At 72.6% G+C, this 21,573-nt stretch carries 20 protein-coding genes; 8 read left to right on the top strand and 12 right to left on the bottom strand.

Features of this window, described 5'->3' with window-relative positions; genetic code table 11:
• Positions 1-4: 4 nt before the first annotated feature.
• The 3 genes from AQI95_RS17265 to AQI95_RS17275 all read right to left on the bottom strand — a co-directional run bounded on the left by AQI95_RS17265 (position 5) and on the right by AQI95_RS17275 (position 3,179).
• Positions 5-1,312 carry a sialidase family protein gene (locus tag AQI95_RS17265; RefSeq protein ID WP_244188761.1) on the bottom strand — a complete coding sequence of 436 codons (1,308 nt, stop codon included), beginning with the start codon at positions 1,310-1,312 and terminating at the stop codon, positions 5-7.
• Between the two features lie 98 nt (positions 1,313-1,410).
• Positions 1,411-2,094 (bottom strand): ABC transporter ATP-binding protein, encoded by a 684-nt coding sequence (locus AQI95_RS17270; RefSeq protein WP_067123834.1) that lies wholly within the window; start codon positions 2,092-2,094, stop codon positions 1,411-1,413.
• A complete protein-coding gene (locus AQI95_RS17275; protein WP_067123836.1) occupies positions 2,091-3,179 on the bottom strand; it encodes an ABC transporter permease in 1,089 nt (362 codons plus the stop codon). The genes AQI95_RS17270 and AQI95_RS17275 overlap by 4 nt, the downstream gene beginning before the upstream one ends.
• Before the next feature lie 202 nt (positions 3,180-3,381).
• Here AQI95_RS17275 and AQI95_RS17280 point away from each other — a divergent pair, with 202 nt between their 5' ends.
• Together AQI95_RS17280 and AQI95_RS17285 are read left to right on the top strand one after the other, a co-directional pair.
• Positions 3,382-4,656, top strand: a complete 1,275-nt coding sequence (locus tag AQI95_RS17280) for a sensor histidine kinase (RefSeq protein WP_067123838.1) — start codon at positions 3,382-3,384, stop codon at positions 4,654-4,656.
• A complete protein-coding gene (locus tag AQI95_RS17285) occupies positions 4,653-5,288 on the top strand; it encodes a response regulator (protein ID WP_067123840.1) in 636 nt (211 codons plus the stop codon). Before AQI95_RS17280 ends, AQI95_RS17285 begins: the two co-directional genes overlap by 4 nt.
• Positions 5,289-5,348: 60 nt before the next feature.
• Here AQI95_RS17285 and AQI95_RS17290 read toward each other — a convergent pair whose 3' ends face one another.
• Together AQI95_RS17290 and leuA are read right to left on the bottom strand one after the other, a co-directional pair.
• Positions 5,349-6,044, bottom strand: a complete 696-nt coding sequence (locus AQI95_RS17290) for a TerB family tellurite resistance protein (RefSeq protein WP_067123843.1) — start codon at positions 6,042-6,044, stop codon at positions 5,349-5,351.
• 184 nt (positions 6,045-6,228) lie between these two features.
• Complete coding sequence (gene leuA, locus AQI95_RS17295) at positions 6,229-7,950, bottom strand: 2-isopropylmalate synthase (protein ID WP_067123845.1); 1,722 nt, start codon at positions 7,948-7,950, stop codon at positions 6,229-6,231.
• A gap of 347 nt (positions 7,951-8,297) precedes the next feature.
• Between leuA and AQI95_RS17300 the strand changes: the two genes are divergently transcribed.
• The 4 genes from AQI95_RS17300 to AQI95_RS17315 are packed head-to-tail and all read left to right on the top strand — an operon-like array spanning position 8,298 to position 12,286.
• Positions 8,298-9,359 carry a M4 family metallopeptidase gene (locus tag AQI95_RS17300; protein WP_067123847.1) on the top strand — a complete coding sequence of 354 codons (1,062 nt, stop codon included), beginning with the start codon at positions 8,298-8,300 and terminating at the stop codon, positions 9,357-9,359.
• Positions 9,360-9,380: 21 nt separating this feature from the next.
• Positions 9,381-9,647, top strand: a complete 267-nt coding sequence (locus AQI95_RS17305; protein WP_067123849.1) for a protealysin inhibitor emfourin — start codon at positions 9,381-9,383, stop codon at positions 9,645-9,647.
• A 58-nt stretch (positions 9,648-9,705) separates the two neighbouring features.
• The gene (locus AQI95_RS17310) at positions 9,706-11,019 is read left to right on the top strand and encodes a GH1 family beta-glucosidase (protein WP_067123851.1); all 1,314 of its coding nucleotides are present in this window, start codon (positions 9,706-9,708) and stop codon (positions 11,017-11,019) included.
• 10 nt (positions 11,020-11,029) lie between these two features.
• Positions 11,030-12,286: an MFS transporter gene (locus AQI95_RS17315; protein WP_067123853.1), complete on the top strand. Its 1,257-nt coding sequence runs from the start codon at positions 11,030-11,032 to the stop codon at positions 12,284-12,286.
• 12 nt (positions 12,287-12,298) lie between these two features.
• Here the strand turns inward: AQI95_RS17315 and AQI95_RS17320 are convergent, their stop codons facing one another.
• A complete protein-coding gene (locus tag AQI95_RS17320; protein ID WP_067123854.1) occupies positions 12,299-13,156 on the bottom strand; it encodes an NAD-dependent epimerase/dehydratase family protein in 858 nt (285 codons plus the stop codon).
• A 123-nt stretch (positions 13,157-13,279) separates the two neighbouring features.
• On the opposite strand from AQI95_RS17320, the gene AQI95_RS17325 reads away from it, so the two are divergent.
• The gene (locus AQI95_RS17325; protein WP_067123856.1) at positions 13,280-14,125 is read left to right on the top strand and encodes a helix-turn-helix transcriptional regulator; all 846 of its coding nucleotides are present in this window, start codon (positions 13,280-13,282) and stop codon (positions 14,123-14,125) included.
• Positions 14,126-14,364: 239 nt separating this feature from the next.
• Here the strand turns inward: AQI95_RS17325 and era are convergent, their stop codons facing one another.
• The 6 genes from era to AQI95_RS17355 form a co-directional block, all read right to left on the bottom strand.
• Entirely contained in the window at positions 14,365-15,318 is a 954-nt protein-coding gene (gene era, locus AQI95_RS17330; protein ID WP_067124109.1) for a GTPase Era, read from the bottom strand.
• A gap of 151 nt (positions 15,319-15,469) precedes the next feature.
• Positions 15,470-16,480 carry a WxL protein peptidoglycan domain-containing protein gene (locus AQI95_RS50135; protein WP_067123858.1) on the bottom strand — a complete coding sequence of 337 codons (1,011 nt, stop codon included), beginning with the start codon at positions 16,478-16,480 and terminating at the stop codon, positions 15,470-15,472.
• Positions 16,481-16,540: 60 nt separating this feature from the next.
• Entirely contained in the window at positions 16,541-17,869 is a 1,329-nt protein-coding gene (locus AQI95_RS17340) for a beta-xylosidase (protein ID WP_067123860.1), read from the bottom strand.
• Between the two features lie 189 nt (positions 17,870-18,058).
• Complete coding sequence (locus AQI95_RS17345; protein WP_067123862.1) at positions 18,059-18,535, bottom strand: hypothetical protein; 477 nt, start codon at positions 18,533-18,535, stop codon at positions 18,059-18,061.
• Positions 18,536-18,766: 231 nt separating this feature from the next.
• Complete coding sequence (locus AQI95_RS17350) at positions 18,767-19,120, bottom strand: cytidine deaminase (RefSeq protein WP_067123864.1); 354 nt, start codon at positions 19,118-19,120, stop codon at positions 18,767-18,769.
• Between the two features lie 28 nt (positions 19,121-19,148).
• Entirely contained in the window at positions 19,149-20,009 is an 861-nt protein-coding gene (locus tag AQI95_RS17355) for a helix-turn-helix transcriptional regulator (protein ID WP_067123866.1), read from the bottom strand.
• Between the two features lie 110 nt (positions 20,010-20,119).
• Between AQI95_RS17355 and AQI95_RS17360 the strand changes: the two genes are divergently transcribed.
• A complete protein-coding gene (locus AQI95_RS17360; RefSeq protein ID WP_067123867.1) occupies positions 20,120-21,541 on the top strand; it encodes an MFS transporter in 1,422 nt (473 codons plus the stop codon).
• Positions 21,542-21,573: the final 32 nt, after the last annotated feature.

The following is a 21,573-nucleotide window of genomic DNA, read 5'->3' on the forward strand; positions in this document are numbered from 1 at the left end:
GGCCCTAGGACAGGTTCAGCCGGCGGAATTCCAGGGTGTCGTAGCTGTGGGCGCCCGTCTCGTAGAGGACGCCCACCGTGGCGTGGCCGAGCTGGACGAGGTCGGAGTAGGCGGCCGGGCGGCGCGAGAGGGTGCGCAGCTTGGTGAAGGTGTGCCCGAAGTCCTCGCTGGACCAGACCGCCATGGCGCGGCGGGCGGTGGGCACGGAGGGGCCCGAGAACAGCAACGGGGCCCCGGCGCCCTGGAGTTGCAGGACACTGCCCTGGACCACGGGGACGTCGTCCAGGGTGGACTGGACGGCGTAGGGGCGGTTGAGGGTGGCGCCGCCGTCGGAGGAGTAGCCGTCGATGCGGTGCCCGGTCGCTCTGCCGCTCTGGTTGCGGGCGCTGAAGTAGACGCGGCCGTCGGCGAGTTGGGTGGCGCTCGTCTCGTTGGCGCTGGTCTTGCCGTCGTAGCGGTCGTCGGCGAAACCGAGGTGCCAGGTGCAGCCGTCGTCGTCGCTGTAGAAGGCGTGACCGCCGTAGTACTTCGACTCCCGGCCGCTGTCGGAGGAGCCGGCGCGCGGGGCGGCGGAGTGGTTGGCCGGGACGAGCAGCCGGCCGGCGTGCGGGCCCCGGGTCAGGGCCACCGCATGGCCGGGCCCCGTCGCGTACCAGCGCCAGTCGGGCCGCTTGACCTGCGCCGTGATGTCCACCGGCCGGGAGAAGTGACGGCCGTCGTCCCGGCTGCTCTGCACGAACACCCGCCGCCCCTGCTCGGCCGTGACCTCGCCGCGCATGATCTGCGTCTCGGTCACCGAGCCGCTGTTGCCGCAGGTGACCAGGACGACGGCACCGGTGCGCGGGTCCACGACCGGCGCCGGGTTGCCCCGGGTGTTCCCGTGCCCGGCGGCCACCACCGTCAGCGGGCCCCAGGTGCAGCCGCCGTCCGAGGAGCGGCGCAGCACGACATCGATGTCTCCGGTGTCGTCGACACCATTGCGCCGCCCCTCGGCGAAGGCCAGGACGGTGCCGTGCCGGGTCGTCACGACGGCCGGGATCCGGTAGGTGGCGTAGCCGCCCTGGCCGGAGACGTACGGCAGCGAGGAGGCGCAGCCGGTGCGCGCTCGACCGGCCGCGCCGCCCGCGTGCTGCGGGCCGGCCCGGCCGGTCGCGGTACTGCCCGGGGCCGCGCGACCGTTCGCGCTGCCCGTGTGGGCCGGGGGCGTGGGGGCCGAGTTCGCTCGCGTGGGATCCGCGTGTGCGGGCATCCGGGCGGTGAGCGAGGTGAGGAGGGCGAGGGCGGTGAGCAGGGTGCGGTGGCGCGGCGTCATCCGCTCATGTTCTCCGCAACCACCGGCCGAGCCTCGCAATCACACGCCCGTGCCGACAGCGCGGAAATCGCCCTGCGCCCCCCTCGATGAGGTGCCGGTCAGGGGGCCGTGACGGGCACCGTGAGCCGCCCGTCGCGGACTTCGGCGATCCGGTCGGCGCCCTTCAGGTGGGTGCGGTCGTGTGTGACCAGGACGGTGGCGGTGGCCCGCTCATGGGTCAGACGGGTGATCAGGTCGATGACGGCGGCGCCGCGTTCGTGGTCGAGGGCGCTGGTGGGTTCGTCGACCAGGAGGAGGGTGGGGTCGTTCATCAGGGCGCGGGCGATGCCGACCCGCTGGCGCTGCCCGCCGGAGAGCTGGTGGGGGCGCCGGCCGGCCTCGGCGGCGAGGCCCACGGCGTCCAGCAGTTCCCTGGCCCGGCCGCGGGCCTTCGCCGGTGAGCGCCCGTCGATCCGGGCCATGAGCTGCAGCTGCTCGGCCGCGGTGAGGGAGGGCAGCAGATGGGGCTGCTGGAAGACGATGCCGATCCTGTGGCGGCGCAGTTCGGTCAGCTCCCCGCGACTCATCCCGGTCGTGGTGACGCCGTCCACGGTGACGGTGCCGGCATCGGGGGTGACGAGGGTGGCGGCGACGGCGAGGAGGCTGGACTTCCCGGAGCCGGAGGGGCCGACCACGGCGGTCAGCGTGCCCCTGGGCACGTCCAGGGTGACCTGGTCGAGGGCGGTCAGCCGGTGCTCGCCGTCGGGGTAGGTGAGGGTGATGCCGGACAGGTGCAGGCTCATCGGGCGCTCCCCAGGGCGGTCAGCGGGTCCACGGAGGTGATGCGGCGGACGGACAGAGCGGCCCCGAGCGCGCCGATCAGGATCATCACCGCGGCGGGGACGAGGACGGTTGCGGGGGTCAGCAGGAACGGCACCGCGCCGCGCACGACCAGCGCGCCGAGAGCGGCGGCGGTGCCGGTGCCGAGGGCGGTACCGGCGACGAGGAGGACGGCGGCCTGGCCGAGGGCGTCCCCGATCAGGTGCGCGGTGGAGGCGCCGAGCGCCTTGAGGACGGCGATGTCGCCGCTGCGCTGGATGGTCCAGACGGTGAAGAAGGCGCCGACGACCAGGGCGGAGATCGCGAACAGGAAGCCGCGCATCAGCTGCAGGGAGCCGTTCTCGGAGGGGTAGGAGCCGATCGCGGACAGCGAGTCGTCCCTGCCGACCGTCCTGGTGCCGGCGGCCCGGTCGGCGGCTGCGACATCGGCGCCCGATGTGGTGTCCAGGGCGATCACGGTCGCGGTCGGACCGGCGTCGGCGCCCTGCGGGGGCGCCACCTGCTGCCAGGCGTCGAGGCTGGTCCAGATCACGGGGGTGTGGCTGAAGGAGGCGTCCCCCCGGACGGCCGCCACCGACATCGTCCGGCCGGCCAGGGTGAAGCTGCCGCCCGGCCGGAGACCGAGGTCGTCGGCGGCCGTGGCGGACAGCACGGCCGCGTGTCCGCGGATCCTGCCGCCGTCGGGGGCCAGGTGCGAGCCGGGCCGGACGCCGAAGGCGGAGACACCGGTGCTCCGGTCGCCCGCGACGGCCTTGGTGGTGGTGATGCCGAGGGGCTCGGCGCGGGTGACTCCGGGCACCTCGGCCCACCGGCGCCACTGCGCGGCAGTGACGGTGGAGTCGGCGTAGGACAGGCTCTGCCCGCCGGCCGGGGCCTCGAAGGCGATCCGGTCGGCGGGCAGGCCGGTGATCGCGGAGACGTTCTGCCGGCCGAGACCGGCGGTCAGTCCGGACAGCAGCCCGACCATCAGGGTGATCAGGGTGATGACGGCCCCCATCAGGGCGAACCTGCCTTTGGCGAACCTCAGGTCTCTCCAGGCGACGAACACGGCTTCGGCTGCTCTCTCGAGATGTCTCACGGTGGTGGACGCGGTGTGTCTCCACCGTGGCCGCCCGTGCCCCGTTTCGGCATCTGGCGGCGGAGGGCACTTCGCGGGTCGAAGGGCGGCGCACGGATTGCAACTTTCGGCAGAGGCCGCGCCGCGGACGCCTTCTTTAGGCTGTAAGGACTGTGGACACCCTGGAAAGCCTGTGACGACCGCCGCCCCCGCCCCGATCCCGACCACCCGGGCCCTGTCCTGGTGCCTGCATCTGCTGGTCGCCGGCCTGCTCGCGCTGGCCGCTGTGCGGGCCGTGACCGGCCCCCTGCCCCATGCCACGGCGATCGTCGCCGTGGCGGCCGGGTGCGGGCTGGCGTACGCGGCGGGTCCGCTGCTGCCCCGGATCCGCGCGGACCGGCGGGCCGCCGCCTGGTGGCTGGCCGCCGTCGGCGCGGTGTGGCTGGTGCTGCTGGCGCTGTCCGCCGACGGGGTGTGGGTGGCCTTCCCGCTCTACTTCCTCCAGCTGCATCTGCTGCCGCGCCGGGCCGGACCGGCCGCCGTGGCCGCGACCGCGCTGGCCGCCGTCACCGCGTTCGCCGCCCATCAGGGCTCCTTCAGTGCGGCCATGGCGATCGGACCGGGGCTCGGGGCCGCCGTCGCGGTCGCGGTGGTGTGGGGGTACCAGGCGCTGTACCGGGAGAGCGAACAGCGCCGCCGGCTGATCGAGGAACTCACCGCCACCCGGGCGGATCTGGCCGAGGCCCAGCACACCGCCGGGGTGCTGGCCGAGCGGGAACGGCTGGCCCGCGAGATCCACGACACGCTCGCCCAGGGGCTGTCCAGCATCCAGCTGCTGCTGCGCGCCGCCGAGCGGAACCTGCCGGGGACCCCGGAGAACGCCGCGCGCCTCGTCGGCCAGGCCCGCCAGGCCGCGGTCGACAACCTCGCCGAGGCCCGCCGTTTCGTCGCCGCGCTCGCCCCGCCCGCCCTGGAGGGCACGACGCTGGCGGACGCGCTGGAACGCCTGTGCGCCACCACGAGCACCCGGCACCGGCTCACCGCCCGCTTCCGCCTCGGCGGCCGTCCGGTCGATCTGCCCCTGCCGACCGCGCACGAGGTGGCCCTGCTGCGCATCGCCCAGTCCGCCCTCGCCAACACCGTCCGGCACGCGCGGGCCACCACCGTGGACATCACGCTCGGCCGCCGGGGCGACCGGGTCACCCTCACCGTCGTCGACGACGGGGCCGGGTTCGACCCCACCCGGCTGCCCGTGCCCGACCCGGAGACGGGCGGCTTCGGGCTGGCGGCCATGCACGCCCGCCTGCGCGCGCTCGGCGGCACCCTGGCCGTCGACTCCGCCCCGGGCCGCGGCACCACCCTGACCGCCCGCCTCCCCCTGCCCGCCGAGTCCCCGAGCCACCCGCCCCCGCCCGGCGGCGCCACGCCCCGTCCGTCCCCGCCCGTCGACACCGAGGCCCGTTCATGACCGACCAGCCCGTACGGCTGCTGCTCGCCGATGACCATCCCGTGGTGCGGGCCGGGCTGCGGGCCGTTCTGGAGACCGAGCCGGGGCTCGTCGTGGTCGCCGAGGCCGCCACCGCCGAGGACGCCGTCGCCCGTGCCGCCCGGGGCGACATCGACGTCGTGCTGATGGACCTGCAGTTCGGCAAGGGGATGGGCGGCGCCGAGGCCACCGCCGCGATCACGGCGCGGCCGGGCGCCCCCCGCGTCGTGATCGTCACCACCTACGACTCCGACGCCGACACCCTCCCGGCCATCGAGGCCGGCGCCACCGGCTACCTCCTCAAGGACGCCCCGCCGGAGGAGCTGGCCGCCGCCGTGCGGACGGCCGCCACCGGACGCACCGCGCTCGCGCCCGCGGTCGCGGACCGGCTCATGAACCGGCTGCGCGCGCCCGGCACTTCGCTGACCCGGCGCGAGACCGAAGTCCTCGCCCTGGTCGCCGAGGGGCTGTCCAATCAGGCCGTCGGCCGGCGGCTCCACCTCACCGAGGGCACGGTCAAGTCCCATCTGGCCCGTGTCTACGCCAAGCTCGGCGTCGACTCGCGCACCGCCGCCGTCGCCACCGCCGCGGATCTCGGGCTCATCCGCCGCTGAGGGCCGAGCGCCGGGGACGGCGGGGCAGGACGGGAGGGCGGTTCAGGACGGGAGGGCGGGTCAGGAGGGCGTGCGGGCGGCGGCCAGCAGCCGGGTCACGTCGTCGGCGCAGATCGTCAGCGCCGCGCCGACGGTGGCGAGGGCGTCGCGTTCGGCGGGCGTGTAGGGACCGTCGGCGAGGGCGATGCGGGCGGCCTGGAGCAGCAGGGACTCGCGGCCGGCCGGCGCGAGGTGCGGGGCGAGCGGGTCCAGGGCCTCGTGCAGCTCTATCGTCAGGCTCGTGCCGCACTCCCCGCCGAGCACCCGGCCGGTGTCGGCGGCGAGCGCCTCGACCAGGGCGGCCAGCTGCTCCTCGGTGCAGCCGTCGAACCCGGCCCCGCGCACGGCACCGGCGGCCGTCTCCAGGGCCGTTCGGGAGGAGGCGCCGCCCGCGGCGAGCACGGCGAGGGCGACGGTGTGCACGGCGTCGCGGAGCATCGCCGAGAAGCGGCGGGTGGTGGGGTGGTCGAGGACGTCGGTGCCGTAGTGCCCGCGGCAGGCGGCGCACTCCACGACCGGCCCCGCGGTCCCGCGCGGCAGCAGCGGCACGCCGAGCAGGGTGAGCCGGCGGCGTCCGGTGAGCCGCTGGTAGTTGCGGTCGCCTCCGCAGCCCGGGCAGTAGAACTCGCCGTCCCCGACGGGAGTCCACGCGGTGCGGATGCGCAGGATGTGCACAGCCTTGGCGGCACGGCCGTCTCGTCCCCGTACTGGCAGCACGTCGCACCTCCGTAACCGCACGGCAACATCGCCGCGCTGGCGTGATGTTAGCCACATCACGGAGGCTGAGTCAGTACCTCGTACGAGACCTTTCCGTGACCTCGGCGGCGCGGTGGCCGATAACCGACGGTGCCCTGACCGCCGTATACAGCGGTCAGGGCACCGAAAGGCCCGGTCAGGGGGGTCAGCGGGCGGCGCGGTTCACCGCGGAGACGACCGCCTTCAGCGACGCACGCGTCGTGTTCGCGTCGATGCCGATCCCCCACAGGATCTTGTCGTCGATCGCGCATTCGATGTAGGAGGCGGCCTGCGCGGAGGCGCCCTCACTCATCGTGTGCTCCTGGTAGTCCAGGAGGCGTACGTCGACGCCGACGGACTGCAGTGCGTCGAAGAAGGCCGAGATCGGACCGTTGCCGGAGCCGGTCAGGACGGTGTCCCGGCCGTCGACGGTGGCCTCGACGGTCAGGGTGTCGACCCCGTCCGTGTCCGTGGTCGACTGGCCCGTCCTGACCTGGATGCGGCCCCACGGGTTGTCCGGGTTCGGCAGGTACTCGTCCTGGAAGACCGCCCAGATCTCCTTCGGGGTGATCTCGCCGCCCTCGGCGTCCGTCTTCGCCTGGATGAGCCGGGAGAACTCGATCTGCATCCGGCGCGGCAGGTCCAGCTTGTGGTCGTTCTTCAGGACGTAGGAGATACCGCCCTTGCCGGACTGCGAGTTGACGCGGATGACGGCCTCGTAGGAGCGGCCGACGTCCTTCGGGTCGATCGGCAGGTACGGCACCGCCCACTCGATGTCGTCGACGCTGACGCCCTTGGCCCTGGCGTCGGCCTCCATGGTGTCGAAGCCCTTCTTGATGGCGTCCTGGTGGGAGCCGGAGAAGGACGTGTAGACCAGGTCGCCCACGTACGGGTGGCGCGGGTGGACCTCCATCTGGTTGCAGTACTCCCACACCCGGCGGATCTCGTCGATGTCGGAGAAGTCGATCTGCGGGTCGACGCCCTGCGAGAACAGGTTCATGCCCAGGGTGACCAGGTCGACGTTGCCGGTGCGCTCGCCCTGCCCGAACAGACAGCCCTCGACGCGGTCGGCGCCTGCCATCAGCGCCAGCTCGGCCGCCGCCACGGCCGTACCGCGGTCGTTGTGCGGGTGGATCGACAGGACGACGTGCTCGCGGCGCGTCAGGTTGCGGTGCATCCACTCGAAGCGGTCGGCGTGCGTGGACGGGGTCGAACGCTCCACCGTGGCGGGCAGGTTGAGGATGATCTCGCGGCCCGGTCCGGGCTGCCAGACGTCCATGACCGCCTCGCAGACCTCCAGCGCGAAGTCCAGCTCGGTGTCGGTGAAGATCTCGGGGCTGTACTGGTAGCCGAACTCGGTCTCGGGGCCCAGCAGCTTCTCGGCGTACTCCACCACCAGGCGGGTGCCGTCGACGGCGATCTGCTTGATGTCGTCCTTGGAGCCGCGGAAGACCACGCGCCTGAAGACCGGGGCCGTGGCGTTGTAGAGGTGCACGGTGGCGCGCTTGGCGCCCTTCAGCGACTCCACGGTCCGCTCGATCAGGTCCTCGCGGGCCTGGGTCAGCACGGAGATCGTGACGTCGTCCGGGATCGCGCCCTCTTCCTCGATGATCGAGCGCACGAAGTCGAAGTCGGTCTGGCCGGAGGCGGGGAAGCCGACCTCGATCTCCTTGTAGCCCATCTTGACCAGCTGGTCGAACATCCGGCGCTTGCGCTCGGGCGACATGGGGTCGATCAGGGCCTGGTTGCCGTCGCGCAGGTCGGTGGAGAGCCAGCGGGGGGCGGCGGTGATGCGCGCTTGAGGCCACGTGCGGTCCGGGATGTCGACCTGCTCGTACCGGCCGTACTTGTGGATCGGCATGCTGCTGGGCTGCTGGCGGTTCGCCATGAGTGCGTGGGCTCCTCGAATGTTCCGCGGATACGCGGGTCCGGTGGACGGCCGACGACGCAACACCAAGCTCCGCGGGGAGGGAGTCGGCCTTTCCTACAGGCCCTCGCCGCGGCAGCTAAGGAGAAGCAGCCCGTAACGCATGATGCTCCGCAGCCTAGCCGAGCCACCCGGGACGCGGGGGCGTGTCCCAGTATGCGGGACCGAGGGACAAATGGGACAAAAAGTGCCCCATGCCACATTGCCCTACCACACCGTCACGGAGCGTTGCGCTCCCTGTCCCGGTATTTCACCAATCATGGTGGCAGCTAGTGACATCTAGATCACGCAATGCGATGGTGCGGGGCATGACGACTCACGGGGGCTTCGAGCCCGTCTTCTGCACGATCGTGCCGCCGCACGTCCTCGACCGGCTCGCCCGGCACGAGGACCCCGCCGTCGCCGAGCCCGCGCTGCGCACCCTGGAGCGCGACGCGGCCCAGCGCACCCGGCGCAGGATCACCGCCGTCCGCACCACCGCCGCACCGGCCGGCAAGCCGTCGGACCGGCCCGACCGCACCGTCTTCGACGCCGGGCACCAGGAGGACCTGCCGGGGAGGAAGGTGCACGCCGAGGACGACAAGCCCGCCAAGGACGCGACCGTGAACCGCGCGCACGCGGGCCTCGGCGCCACCTTCGAGCTGTACCTGAAGGCCTACGGCCGGCACTCCATCGACGGCAACGGACTGGCGCTGAACGCGTCCGTCCACTACGGCGAGAACTACGACAACGCCTTCTGGAACGGCGATCAGATGGTGTTCGGCGACGGCGACGGCACCACGTTCCTCGACTTCACGATCCCCGTCGACGTGATCGGGCACGAGCTGACCCACGGCGTCACCCAGTACACCGCGAACCTGGAGTACTACGGCCAGTCCGGCGCGCTCAACGAGTCGGTCTCCGACGTCTTCGGCTCCCTCATCAAGCAGTACGCCCTCGGCCAGAGCACCGATCAGGCCGACTGGCTGATCGGCTCGGGGCTGCTCGCCCCGGGCGTCCACGGCACCGCACTGCGCTCGATGAAGGCCCCGGGCACGGCGTACGACGACCCGAACCTGGGCAAGGACCCGCAGCCGGCGACCATGGACCACTACGTCCGCACCAGCCAGGACAACGGCGGCGTGCACATCAACTCCGGCATCCCCAACCACGCCTTCTACCTGGTCGCCACGGCGATCGGCGGGCACTCCTGGGAGAAGGCCGGGCAGATCTGGTACGACACGCTCACGGGCGGCGAGCTGGCGTCCGACGCGGACTTCGCGGCCTTCGCCAGGCTCACGGCCGCCGCGGCCAAGTCCCGTTACGGCGAGGGCGAGGAGGCGAAGGCCGTTCTCGACGCCTGGGCGCAGGTCGGGGTGCCGACGAGCTGATTCCGTACTAGACAGGGACCCATGCGTATTCAAGTGCGGCGCACGGGCGGATTCGCGGGGATCGAGCGCCGGGCCGAGGTGGACACCTCGGCCCGGCCCGACGCCCCCGCATGGCAGGCCTTGGCCGAACGCGTCCTCGCGTCCGGCCGAGGCACCCCGCCGGCCGGGGTCCCGGACGGCTTCCGGTACGAGATCAGCGTGGACGGCCGCACGGTGCACGCGGCCGATCCCCGACTCACCGAGGACGAACGGGAGTTGGTGTCCCGGGTGCTGAAGGAAGGCGCGTAGAAGCCGGTCGCCGCCGGGGCATTGACTTCCGTTACCGGGGGTAAGGATGATCCCGGCCATGGCGACTGACGCAGGCGATCCGATACCCCGCTTCCCGGACGGCTTCCTGTGGGGTGTCTCGACCTCCGCCCATCAGATCGAGGGGGCGGCCGAGGAGCGCGAGCGTTCCGTGTGGGACGTGTTCACGGCCGAGCCGGGGCGGGTGAAGGACGGTTCGACGGCGGCGGTGGCCTGCGACCACTACCACCGCTACCGCGAGGACGTGGCCCTCCTCGCCGGCCTCGGCGTGGACGCCTACCGCTTCTCGATCTCCTGGCCCCGGGTGAACTCCCCCGGCGGCCTGGACTTCTACGACCGCCTGGTGGACGAGGTGTGCGCGGCGGGCGTACGGCCCGTGCCCACCCTCTTCCACTGGGACCTGCCCGCCCCGCTGGACTGGCTCCGGCGGGACACGGCGGCCCGGTTCGCCGAGTACGTGTCCGTGGTGGCCGAACGGCTCGGCGACCGCGTACCGAAGTGGATCACCCTCAACGAGCCCGCCGAGCACACCCTCCTGGGCCACGCCATCGGCGCCCACGCCCCCGGCAGGCAGCTCCTCTTCGACGCGCTTCCCGTCGCCCACCACCAGCTCCTCGCCCACGGTCTCGCGGTACAGGCCCTGCGCGCGGCCGGTGCGAGCGACATCGGCATCGCCAACTCCCACGGGCCCACCTGGCCCGCCTCCGCCGAACCGGCGGACGTGGCGGCGGCCGGCTTCTACGACCTCCTGCTCAACCGCCTGTTCGCCGAACCGGTCATCCTCGGCGAATACCCCGACGGCACGGCCGAGCTGATGCCCGGCGACGTGGCCGCCGACCTCAAGGTCATCGCCGAGCCCGTCGACTGGTACGGCGTCAACTACTACGCGCCGACCAGGGTGGGCGCGCCCGGCGGCGCGGACAGCGAGTACGGCGGACTGACCCTCCCCGCGGAACTCCCCTTCTCGGTGCGGGAGATCGAGGGCAGGCCGAGGACCGACTTCGGCTGGCCGGTCGTCCCGGAGGGGCTGACCGAGCTGCTGACCGGCTTCCGCGACCGCTACGGCGACCGGCTCCCGCCGCTCGTCATCACCGAGAACGGCTGCTCGTACGAGGGCATCGACGACCAGGACCGCATCGCCTACCTGGACGCCCATGTCCGCGCCCTGCACACGGCGCTGGAGTCCGGGGTGGACGTGCGCGGCTACTTCGTGTGGTCCCTGCTGGACAACTTCGAGTGGGCCGAGGGCTATGCGCGCCGCTTCGGCCTGGTGCACGTGGACTACACGACGCTGGAGCGCACCCCGAAGGCCTCCTACCACTGGTTCCGGGACATGCTCCGGGCCCAGGGATGACGGAACGGGGATGAGCGCGGCCGGTGGTCCGGCCGCCGCCCTCGCGGAACCGGTCGAACGGGTCGGCCGGGGCTGGACGGCGGCGCTCTCGCTGGCCAACGGGGCGATCTGGGTCGGCTGGTTCGGGCCGCTGCAGATCCTGCTCGCCTCCCAGGCGAAGGACTTCGCGCCCGGCGCCGGAATGTCCAAGGAGACGATGCTGGCCTGGGTGACCGGCGCCGGCGCGATGGTCTCGCTGCTCGCGAACCCCTTCTTCGGCGCCCTGTCCGACCGGACGACATCCCGCCGGGGCCGCCGTACCCCGTGGATCGTGGCCGGGGCGGCGGGCGGCGCGCTGTCCCTGCTGCTGCTCGCCCGGGCGGGCGGGGTGTGGTCCATGGCGGCGGCCTGGTGCCTGGTGCAGCTCACGCTGAACGCGGCGTTCGCGGCGGTGACGGCGGCCGTCCCGGACCGGGTGCCGAGGCGCCAACGGGGCGCGGTGGGCGGCTGGTTGGGGGCGGCGCAGATCCTGGGCGTGGTCGGCGGCACGGGCCTGGCCACGGCGGCGGGCGGGATCGGCGCGGGGTACGCGGCGTGCGCGGTGTGCACGGTGGCGGGGGTGCTGCCGTACGTCCTGCGGTACCCGGATCTACGGCTGGCGGCGCAGGACCGGCCGCCCTGGTCCTGGCGCGGCTTCCTGGCGGGCTTCTGGCTGAGTCCGCGGCGCCACCCGGATCTGGGCTGGGCCTGGCTGACCCGGTTCCTGATCAACCTCAGCAACTCGCTGGTGCTGCTGTACCTCCTCTACTACCTGCGCGACCGCCTCCACCACCACGACCCCGACCAGGGCGTGCTGATCCTGACCGCCGTCAACAGCCTGACGCTGACGGCGACCGTCGTGGTGGGCGGGGTGTGGTCGGACCGGGCCGGCCGGCGCAAGCCCTTCGTCGTCTGGTCGGGCGTGCTGATGGCGGTGGCGACGGCGGCCCTGGCCGGCTGGCAGACCTGGACCGGCGCGATCGTGGCGTCGGCCGTCCTCGGTGTCGGCTTCGGTGTGTTCACCTCCGTCGACTTCGCGCTGATGACGGACGTCCTGCCGAAGGCGCTCGACCGGGGCAAGGACCTCGGCGTGATCAACGTGGCCAACGCCCTGCCCCAGGTCGCGGCCCCCGCGCTCGCCGCGCCGATCGTCACCTATCTGGGCGGCTACCGGGTGCTGTACCTGGTGGCGGCGGCGATCGGACTGGCGGGGGCGGTGCTGGTCGGCCGGATCAGGGGAGTCGAGTAGACCGGCGGCCGGTCACAGGACGCCGTCGTCGCGGGCGGACCAGACGCTCGGGTGGACGGGCCGGTAGCCGAGGTCGCGGCGGATCTTCTGCGTGGACATGATCCCGAACCACGGGTCGGGGTCGGTCCGGGTGTGCATGTCGGCGGGCACGTCGACGCCGTTGAGCTGGTGCAGCTCGACGGCCGTGACGGGGGCGTCGTCGGCGATGTTGTAGATCGGGCCGCTCACCCCAGGGGCGTACAGCAGGCGCATCAGCCCCTGGGCGACGTCGACGTGGTGGGCCATCTGGAGGCGCTGGGCGGAGGCCCAGTGCGCGGCCCAGCGCAGGATGTCGGCGAGGTGCGGGTCGCCCTCGCCGTAGACGAAGGGGAGGCGGCCGATGCGCACCTCCATGCCGCCCTGAAGGGCGAGCAGCTCCCGTTCGGCCGCCGCCTTGGACTCGGGGTAGGCGCCCCACATGGCGCCGCCGGGCCGGATCTCGTCCTCCTCGGTCATCGGGCGCCCGCGTCCGGTGCCGTAGACGACGCCGGTGCTGACCTGCACGAATCGCCGTACGCCGACGGCCGCCGCGGACCGTCCGAGCGCCACCGCCGCGTCCCGGTTGACGGCCCAGGCCTCCTCGTCGGGCACGCCGCGGAAGGAGGCGGCGATGTTCACGACGGCGTCCGCCCCTGCGACGGCCTTGTGCAGCGCGTCCTCGTCCCGCAGATCCGCGGCCACGACCTCGGCGCCCAGCGCGGCGAACCGCTCCGCGCGCGCCGCGTCCCGCACCAGGACCCGTACCCCCTCCCCCGGCCGCCGCTGCCCCAGCAGCCTCGGCACGAAGCGCCGGCCGACCTGTCCCGTCGCGCCCGTCACCAGTGTCAGCATCTTCCGCTCCTCTCGGTCCGATGCCCCAAGCGTCGGGCGGTGCCGCGCCGACCGGGAGAGACCTTGCGATCAGGGGATCGGCAGTCCCTGGATAAGCCCGGCGAACTGCCGCAGGCTTGAGGGGTGAACCGGACCGAACTCGCCGACTTCCTGCGCCGTGGCCGGGCCCGTCTGGAGCCGTCCGACGTGGGCCTCGCGGCGGGCTCCCGCCGCCGTACGCCGGGCCTTCGCCGGGAGGAGGTGGCGTCCCTCGCGGGCATGTCGGTGGACTACTACACCCGCCTCGAACAGTCCCGGGGCCCGCGCCCGTCCCGCGTGATGCTGACCGCGCTGGCCCGCGCGCTGCGCCTGACCGACGACGAGCGGGACCATCTCTTCCATCTGACGGGCGAGGAGCCCCCGCGCCGGGACACGGCCCGGGCGCATGTCCGCCCCGGTCTGCTGCTGGTCCTGGACCGGCTGCACGACGCGCCGGCGCTGGTGGTGACGGACTGCGGTGAGGTACTGGCGCAGAACGCGCTGTCGCGTGCGCTGTCGGGAGACGTCCTGGCCCGCCCGCCGCGCGAACGCAATCTGGTCCGCCGCTTCTTCCTGGACCCGGCGGATCCGCTCTTCCCGCCGCAGGACCGGGCGGAGCACGCCCGTGAGCACGTGGCCAACCTCCGCGCGGTGGCGGCGTCCCGCCCGGACGACCCCGAGCCGGCCGCCCTGGCGGCCGAACTCCGCGCCGCCAGCGAGGAGTTCGCCCGGCTCTGGGACGCGCACGAGGTGGCCGTACGGCGGTCCGCCACCAAGCGTCTCCAGCACCCGGTGGTGGGGCTGCTGGAGCTGGACTGCGAAGTCCTGCTGACCGACGACCACCGCCACCGTCTCGTCCTGCACACGGCCCGCCCGGGAACGGACTCGTACGAACGACTTCAGCTCCTCAGGGTGGTGGGCCTGCAGGACCTCACACCCAGCGGCTCCTGACAGCGGACGCCGTCGTCAGAACCCCAGCCTGCGCAACTGCTTCGGATCCCGCTGCCAGTCCTTGGCGACCTTGACCTGCAGGTCAAGGCTGCATCGACATGCGGCTACCGCCGCGCGGCAGGAGTGCCGAGGAGCACCTCGATCTGCTCGCGGGACCCGACATCACCCTCGGCCCGCACCACACCCCGAGACCATCACCTCACCACCCGGCCGGCCGAGCAGGCGGACCGGCGAAGCGATCAGAACCCCAGCCTGCGCAACTGCTTCGGATCCCGCTGCCAGTCCTTGGCGACCTTGACGTGCAGGTCAAGGAAGACGGGGGTGCCGAGGAGTGCCTCGATCTGTTTGCGGGACTTGATGCCGACCTCCTTCAGGCGCTTGCCCTTGGGGCCGATGATGATGCCCTTCTGGCTGGGGCGCTCGATGTAGACGTTGGCGTGGATGTCCAGCAGCGGCTTGTCCGCCGGGCGGTCCTCGCGCGGGAGCATCTCCTCGACCACGACCGCGATGGAGTGCGGCAGCTCGTCGCGCACGCCCTCCAGCGCCGCCTCGCGGATCAGCTCGGCGATCATGACCTGCTCGGGCTCGTCGGTGAGGTCGCCCTCGGGGTAGAGCGCCGGGCCCTCGGGCAGGAGCGGGACCAGCAGGTCGGCCAGCAGGTTCACCTGCTTGTCCCCGACCGCCGACACCGGCACGATCTCCGCCCACTCGATGCCCAGCTCCCTGCCCAGCTGGTCGATCGCGATCAGCTGCTCGGCGAGGGTCTTGGAGTCCACCAGGTCCGTCTTGGTGACGATCGCGACCTTCGGGGTCTTGCGGATCCCCGCCAGCTCCTTCGCGATGAAGCGGTCACCCGGGCCGATCTTCTCGTTCGCCGGGAGGCAGAAACCGATCACGTCCACCTCGGCCCAGGTGGTGCGCACGACGTCGTTCAGCCGCTCGCCCAGCAGCGTGCGCGGCTTGTGCAGGCCGGGGGTGTCGACCAGGATGAGCTGGGCGTCCTCCCGGTGCACGATGCCCCGCACGGTGTGCCGCGTCGTCTGCGGCTGATTCGCGGTGATCGCAACCTTCTGCCCGACCAGAGCGTTCGTGAGGGTGGACTTGCCCGCGTTGGGGCGGCCCACGAAGCAGGCGAAGCCGGCGCGGTGGACGGTCTCGGCCGACTCTTCGGATGACGGGGTACGAACGCTCATGCCGTTCATTGTCCCTGATCCAGGAGGCCGCGCCGCACCGTGCGGTCGCCGCTGCGCCGCCCCTCGGCCGCCCTGCGGGGTTTCGGTGACCCTCAGGCAGTGAACCGTCACGGAAACACACCCGTGCACGAGGCCGTGCCCGACGTGCCCGTCAGGGCCGCGCGGACGGGGAGGACCGGGGACGGGAAGGTGTGGGCCGCACCCGCGCAGACGGTCGTCCGCGTACGGACCGGCGAACGCGCCCCCGACGCGCTCTGACCAGCAGCGCCCCCACCGCCACGCCCGCGACGGACACCAGCATCACGACGAGCCACGGCAGCGCCAGGAAGGACGCGCTCGCCGACTGCCGGGTGCCGGGCGCGCTCGCGGTCAACGTGACGTCGGCCCGGTCGAGTTGGGGCGCCCCGCGCCACGTCTCGGTGAGCCGGACCCGCTGCCCCGGCAGCAGCTCGGAGGGCACCCGGGTCAGCTCACGGTCCAGCAGCCTGCGGCCGAAGAGCCCGCGCACCTTCAGCTCCACTCTGGGGTCGAGGGTGACGTTCCCGGTGTTGTGCAGGGTGTAGGAGACGGTGGCCGTGCCGGCGCCGAGCCCCGGGATCAGGGGCTGGTGGTGGCTGATGTGCACCTGTCCGACGGAGAGCGCGGGCAGTGCGGGCCCCCCGACCCTGAGGTAGACGCGGGCGCCGACGGCGCGCTGCACGCCGAGCGCGACCCGGCCGCTGCCGGGGGCGACGTGCTCGTCCAGGGCGACGATGGCGCCGGGATGGTCACCGGGCTCGGCGCCGTCCGGGACGCGCAGGGTGAAGGGCACGGTGACCGTCCTGTGGGCGGGCACGGTGATCCGGGACCGCGCGGGCTTCGCCCAGGCGCCGATCCCGCGCATCCGCTCCGTCACGGTGCGTACGGCGAAGCCGCCGTCGCGGGCGGTGTTGTAGGCGTCGGCCGCATAGAGCCGGAAGGTGAGCGGTGCGCCGGTCCTGTTCTGGACGGCGACCTTGTCGGTGAGGGTCTGGCCGGGGTCGGCGGAGAGGTAGAAGTAGGGCCGCGCGGCGATCTTCGAGGCGACGGGGTAGACGGACCAGCTGCCGTTGTCGGCGGCGTGGGCGGGCGTGGCCTGCCATGCCAGCAGCAGGCCGAGGAGGAGGACGTACAGCTTGCGCATGGGTGCGGACCCCCACGGACGAGGGAGAAGGGGAACGGGCGGGTGCGGACGCCCGTACGCTCAGGTGAGCGTCAGCGTGAGCACACCGGAGTAGGAGCCCGGGGCCGTGAACGCCGGTACGTTCAGGGAGAGTCCGGCGTCGACGGTGAACTCACCGCCGGTGAGCGTGGCGTCGGGGGTCTGTGCGAGGGTCGCCCCCGAGGTGCCCACGGCGCCCGCCGAACCGGCCTTGCAGGTGCTCGGGCTGCCCGGCTTGGTGGCACACGCGGGCGTCCAGCTCAGTCCGCCCGCGTCGATCTTGGCGCCGGGGCCGGTGAAGTCGGTGACCTTGCCGGTCAGGGACCAGCCCGCGGGCCCGCCGCGGAAGTCCTTGACGGTCACCGTCTGCAGGGATCCGGTGGAGGCGCCGCCCTTGCCGAAGTCGACCGCCGACAGCGCGACGGAGTCCCCGGCCTGGGTCATGGACAGCGTGCCCGCCTTCACAGTGGTCGTCAGCTTCTGACCGCCCGGCGGGACGGGCGAGTTGTCGTTGACGACGTAGGCCGCGGGTCCGGCCCCCTTGTCCGCGCTCCAGGAGCCGCCCTCGTAGGCCACGATCCCGGTGGTCGTCCTGTCGTTGACGACGAGGGAACCGCTGAAGGAGCCCTGTGCGTTCGCGGTCGCGGTGGCGGTGTCCGCGGTCTGGCCGCCTCCGGCCCGCCCGGCCAGGGTGACCGTTGCGCCCGGCGTGAAGTTCGTGCCACCCACCGTGACGGTGGCGCCGGGGTCACCGGAGGCCGAACCCAGCGAGATCGCACGGGTGTTGGCCGGGGTCCCGTCGGTCGCGGTGACGGTCTGCGACACCGGGGCGGGCGGGTTGGTGACCGTGCACGGGGTGTCCAGCTCCAGGATGTAGCTGGTGTGGATGTTGTAGTCGCCGGGCGAGAGGGTGATCTGCCCGGCCTTGGTGACCGTGAACGTGCCGGTCATCGAGAAGGACGGGAAGGCCGCCTTCCCCGGCACCGGCGGATTCTTCTTCGGCCCCGCGACGGTCACGTCCCCCGTCTGCGCGCCACCGAGGGTGACCTTCCCGGTCGGGGTCATGATGTCGGCCGGCAGGGCCAGATCGGTGGGGTTGCCCGCGGCGGCGGTCACCACGGTGTAGGTCACGGTGACGGTGTCACCGACCTTCGGAGCGGCGTTGTCCACCGAGACACTGGCGGTCGTGGTGCCGTCGATCGGCGGCAGGCCCGCCACGGCGGGCGGGATGCAGTGCGTGGCGAAGTCCACGTTCGTGCCGGCGGCACCGGCCGGACAGGCCAGCGCGCCGCCCGCGGTGACCGCGAGCGCGGTCGCCCCGAGCAGTGACGCCCAGCGCCACCGTCGGGATCTTCGGGCTGTGGAACCCATGGGCCCCCTCCTGAGGGTTGTGGGCGCAGCGGCTCGTCTGCGCCGACAGGGGGCATTGATGAGGAGCGGGGGCGAGAAGTCAATGGAGATGCCGCAGAAATCTGACGGATCATCAGTTTCTGCGGCATCCAGGGGACTTCCGGCCGGAACCGGAACAGATCGCTCAGTTCACCAGGGGGTTCCCGGCGCTCAGTCGAAGACGAAGGGGCCGGGGGACTGCGGGCCGTTCGCGGTACAGGTCACGGTGACCCCGAAGATCACCATCTTCAGCGAGCCGCCGTTCGCGTCCAGGCTGTCACCGGAGGCGACGGTGCCGGGGAGCGGGCCGACGCTGACCGAGTCGCCGGTGTTCATGGCCGGGTTCTTGGTTCCACTGAACACGACGGAACCGCCGCCGGCCTTGGCCATGGTGAGGGTGGAGGAGATGGAGTCCTGGGCCACCGCGACCGGCGCGGTGATCGCGGACGAGGTGAGGGTGATGGTGGCCGAGGTGCCGCTCTGGGTGGCGGTGAGCGTCGCCGAACCGCCGCCGAAGACACCGCAGCTCGCGGTGATGGTCGCCGTCTGTGGGGTGACGGCGGCCGCGGAGGGTGCGAAGGCGAGTCCGGTGACCGCGAGGGCCCCGGCGGCCAGTGCCGCACCCGTAGTCGTGCGCTTGCCTCTCATGGAGATCCGCTTCCCTTCCCTGTGGGGAGTGCCATGTGGGGGGACACCGACGGGCGAAGAGGCCTGGGCAGGCGGGTGCGGACACACTGCGTCGGCGGTGCGGATCTGACGGCCCGTCGGAAACGTACGGCTCCATTGATGCGCAAGAGCACAAACCCAACAAGGTTGAATTCCAGCCGACCTGTTGTTCGGTCCGTACCCGCTCGACGGGCCACCGGCCCATACGCCGGTTCAGCCCGCGGAAACGGTGAGCCGCACCACGCCGTCCGGCCCGGCGAGCAGCACCGGCGTCCCCGCCCCGCCGAGATCGGAGACGGCGTCCAGATCCTCGGCCGGCACCGAATCCGCCTCGCTCACCACCGCCGCCGCCTCCAGCGACGTGGCCCCGGACGCCACGGCCATCGCGACGGCCGTCCGCAGCGCGCTCAGCCGCAGCGAGGCCAGCTCCACCGACCCGGCGGCGTACGTGCGCCCCGTCTCGTCCCGTACGGCCGCCCCCTCCGGCACGCCGTTGCGCGCCCGCACGGAACGGGCCAGGGTCACGATCTTGCGGTCCTCGGGATCAAGCGCGTTGCTCTCGGTCATGCCCAGAGCATACGAAGCCCGCGCCCGTTCACCCCGCCACGGGGTACATCGCGCCCCGCCGTCCCTCCGGGGACGCCAGCCACTCCAGCTTCGCCGCCGTGTTCGCCTCGTCCAGCGGAGTGTGCAGCACGATCATCAGATCGGGCCGGGCCGGCACCTTCATCGCCGTCGACTCCACCACCAGCAGCCCGGCCAGCGGATGCTCCAGCTCCTTGCGGATCTGCCCCTGGTCCTCGATGTCCCGCTCGGCCCACAGCCGAAGGAACTCGGGGCTGCGCTCGGACACCTCGGCGAGCACCTCCTGGAACCCCTCGTCGTCCGGCCGCGCCGCACACGCGGCCCGGAACTGCGCCACGACCGTGCGCGCGTTCCGCTCCCAGCTGTGGCTGCGCGACCGGTACAGCGGATCGGTGAAGAAGTCGATGAGGCAGTTCTGTGTGAAGTCCGACCGCATGCCGAGCACGATCGCGGCGGCGTCGTTGTACATCACGCAGTTGTAGTACAGGTCCATGATGTGCGCCGGATACGGCATCCAGGTGTCGATCAGCCGCCGCAGCCCGTCGCACATGTCCCGCTTCCCGAGCACCACTTCGGGCGTCGGCGGGTTCATCCCGGCCAGCAGGTACAGATGCCGGCGCTCGGCGTCGCTCAGCCGCAGCACCCGGGCGACGGCGTCGAGCACCGACGGGGAGACGGAGATCTCCCGCCCCTGCTCCAGCCACTGGTACCAGGAGGCGCCGACACCGGCGAGCACGGCGACCTCCTCCCGGCGCAGTCCGGGCGTACGGCGCCTGCCGCCGCCGACCGGCAGTCCGGCCTCCTGTGGGCTGACCCGGGCCCGCCGGCTCATCAGGAACTCGCGCAGCTCATTGCGCCGTTCGCTCTTCATCGCCCCCGCAGCAGGCACGTACCCGCTCCTCCCCCGTCGTGTCTGGTGGTGCCACCACCACCATAAGTTCCGACTCCCCACCCGTATTCCGTTCGCCCGATGCTCGACGCATGGCGATCGACACCACCACCCCGACCACCCCCTCCACGGGCGCGACGCTCGACACCCCTCGGTTGTCGACGCGTGACAAGCTCGTCCTGTTCGTGCTGTGCGCGGCCCAGTTCATGGTCGCGCTGGACTTCTCGGTCCTGAACGTGGCCCTGCCCCGACTCGGCGGCGACCTCGGGATGAGCCGCTCGGCCCTGCAGTGGGCGGTCACCGCGTTCGCGCTGCCCTCCGGCGGCTTCCTGCTGCTCTTCGGCCGCATCGGCGACCTGTACGGCCGCCGGAGACTGTTCCTGTCCGGTCTGGCCCTGTTCGGCGCGGCCTCGCTGCTGGCGACCCTGGCCTGGGACCCGGCGTCCTTCCTCACCGGGCGGGCGCTTCAGGGGCTCGGCGCGGCGGCGATCGTACCGACCGGCATGTCCCTGCTCACCACCACCTTCCCGGAGGGTCCGGCCCGCGACCGCGCCCTCGGCATCTCCGGCACGCTGCTGTCGCTGGGCTTCACCGTCGGCATGGTCGCGGGCGGTGTGCTGACCGACGCGCTCGGCTGGCGCTCCACGATGGCCCTGCTGTCGGTGTTCGCGCTGATCGTGCTGCCGCTGGCGCCGGGGCTGCTGCCGGAGTCGCGCACCCCGCAGCGCCCGCGTCTGGACATACCCGGCGCGATCACCGTCACCACCGGTCTGCTCTGCCTGATCTACGCCCTGTCCACGGCCGCCGACCACGGCTTCGGCCGCGCGGACGTCCTCACCACCCTGGTCGCCGGTCTGCTCCTGCTGACCGCGTTCATCCTCGTCGAGTCCCGTACGGCCACTCCCCTGGTCTCGCTGCCGATGCTGCGCCGCCGCACGGTGGCCTGGGGCAATGTGGGCGGTCTGGTCACCTTCTCGATGATGTCGACGGTGGTCTTCGTGCTGACCCTGTACCTGCAGGAGATCCTGCGGCTGTCGGCTTTCGAGACGGGCCTGGTCTTCGGCGTGCAGGGCGTGCTGTCGGCCGTCGCCGGCTCGCTCGCCCCGAAGGTGATCGGCCGCTTCGGCGCCCGCCGCACCCTGGTCGGCTCGCTGACCGGCCAGGGCGCGCTGATCGCGACCCTGCTCCTGCTGAACTCCCACATCTGGTCGGTCTGGCTCGCCACGGCGGCCGTGTCCCTGGCCAGCATGTGCCATCTGGGCGCGATCATCTCGTACGGCCTGACCGTGACCTCCGGTGTCCCCAACGAGGAGCAGGGCCTGGCCACCGGTCTGGTGACCTCCACCCAGCAGGTCGGCATCACGGTCGGCATCCCGCTGCTGGGCGTGCTGGCCACGACCTCCCACGACCTGCTGGCCGGGGTCCACACGGTCCTCGCCCTGGACGCGGGTGTGGTCCTCGTCACCGCCGCCCTGGTCGGCCTGGGCCTGCGCCAGGGCCGGGGCCGGAGCTGATCCGCAACCCGGACGATCTCACCCCGCGCGGC

The sequence above is a fragment of the Streptomyces yokosukanensis genome (assembly GCF_001514035.1).
Classification (GTDB): domain Bacteria; phylum Actinomycetota; class Actinomycetes; order Streptomycetales; family Streptomycetaceae; genus Streptomyces; species Streptomyces yokosukanensis.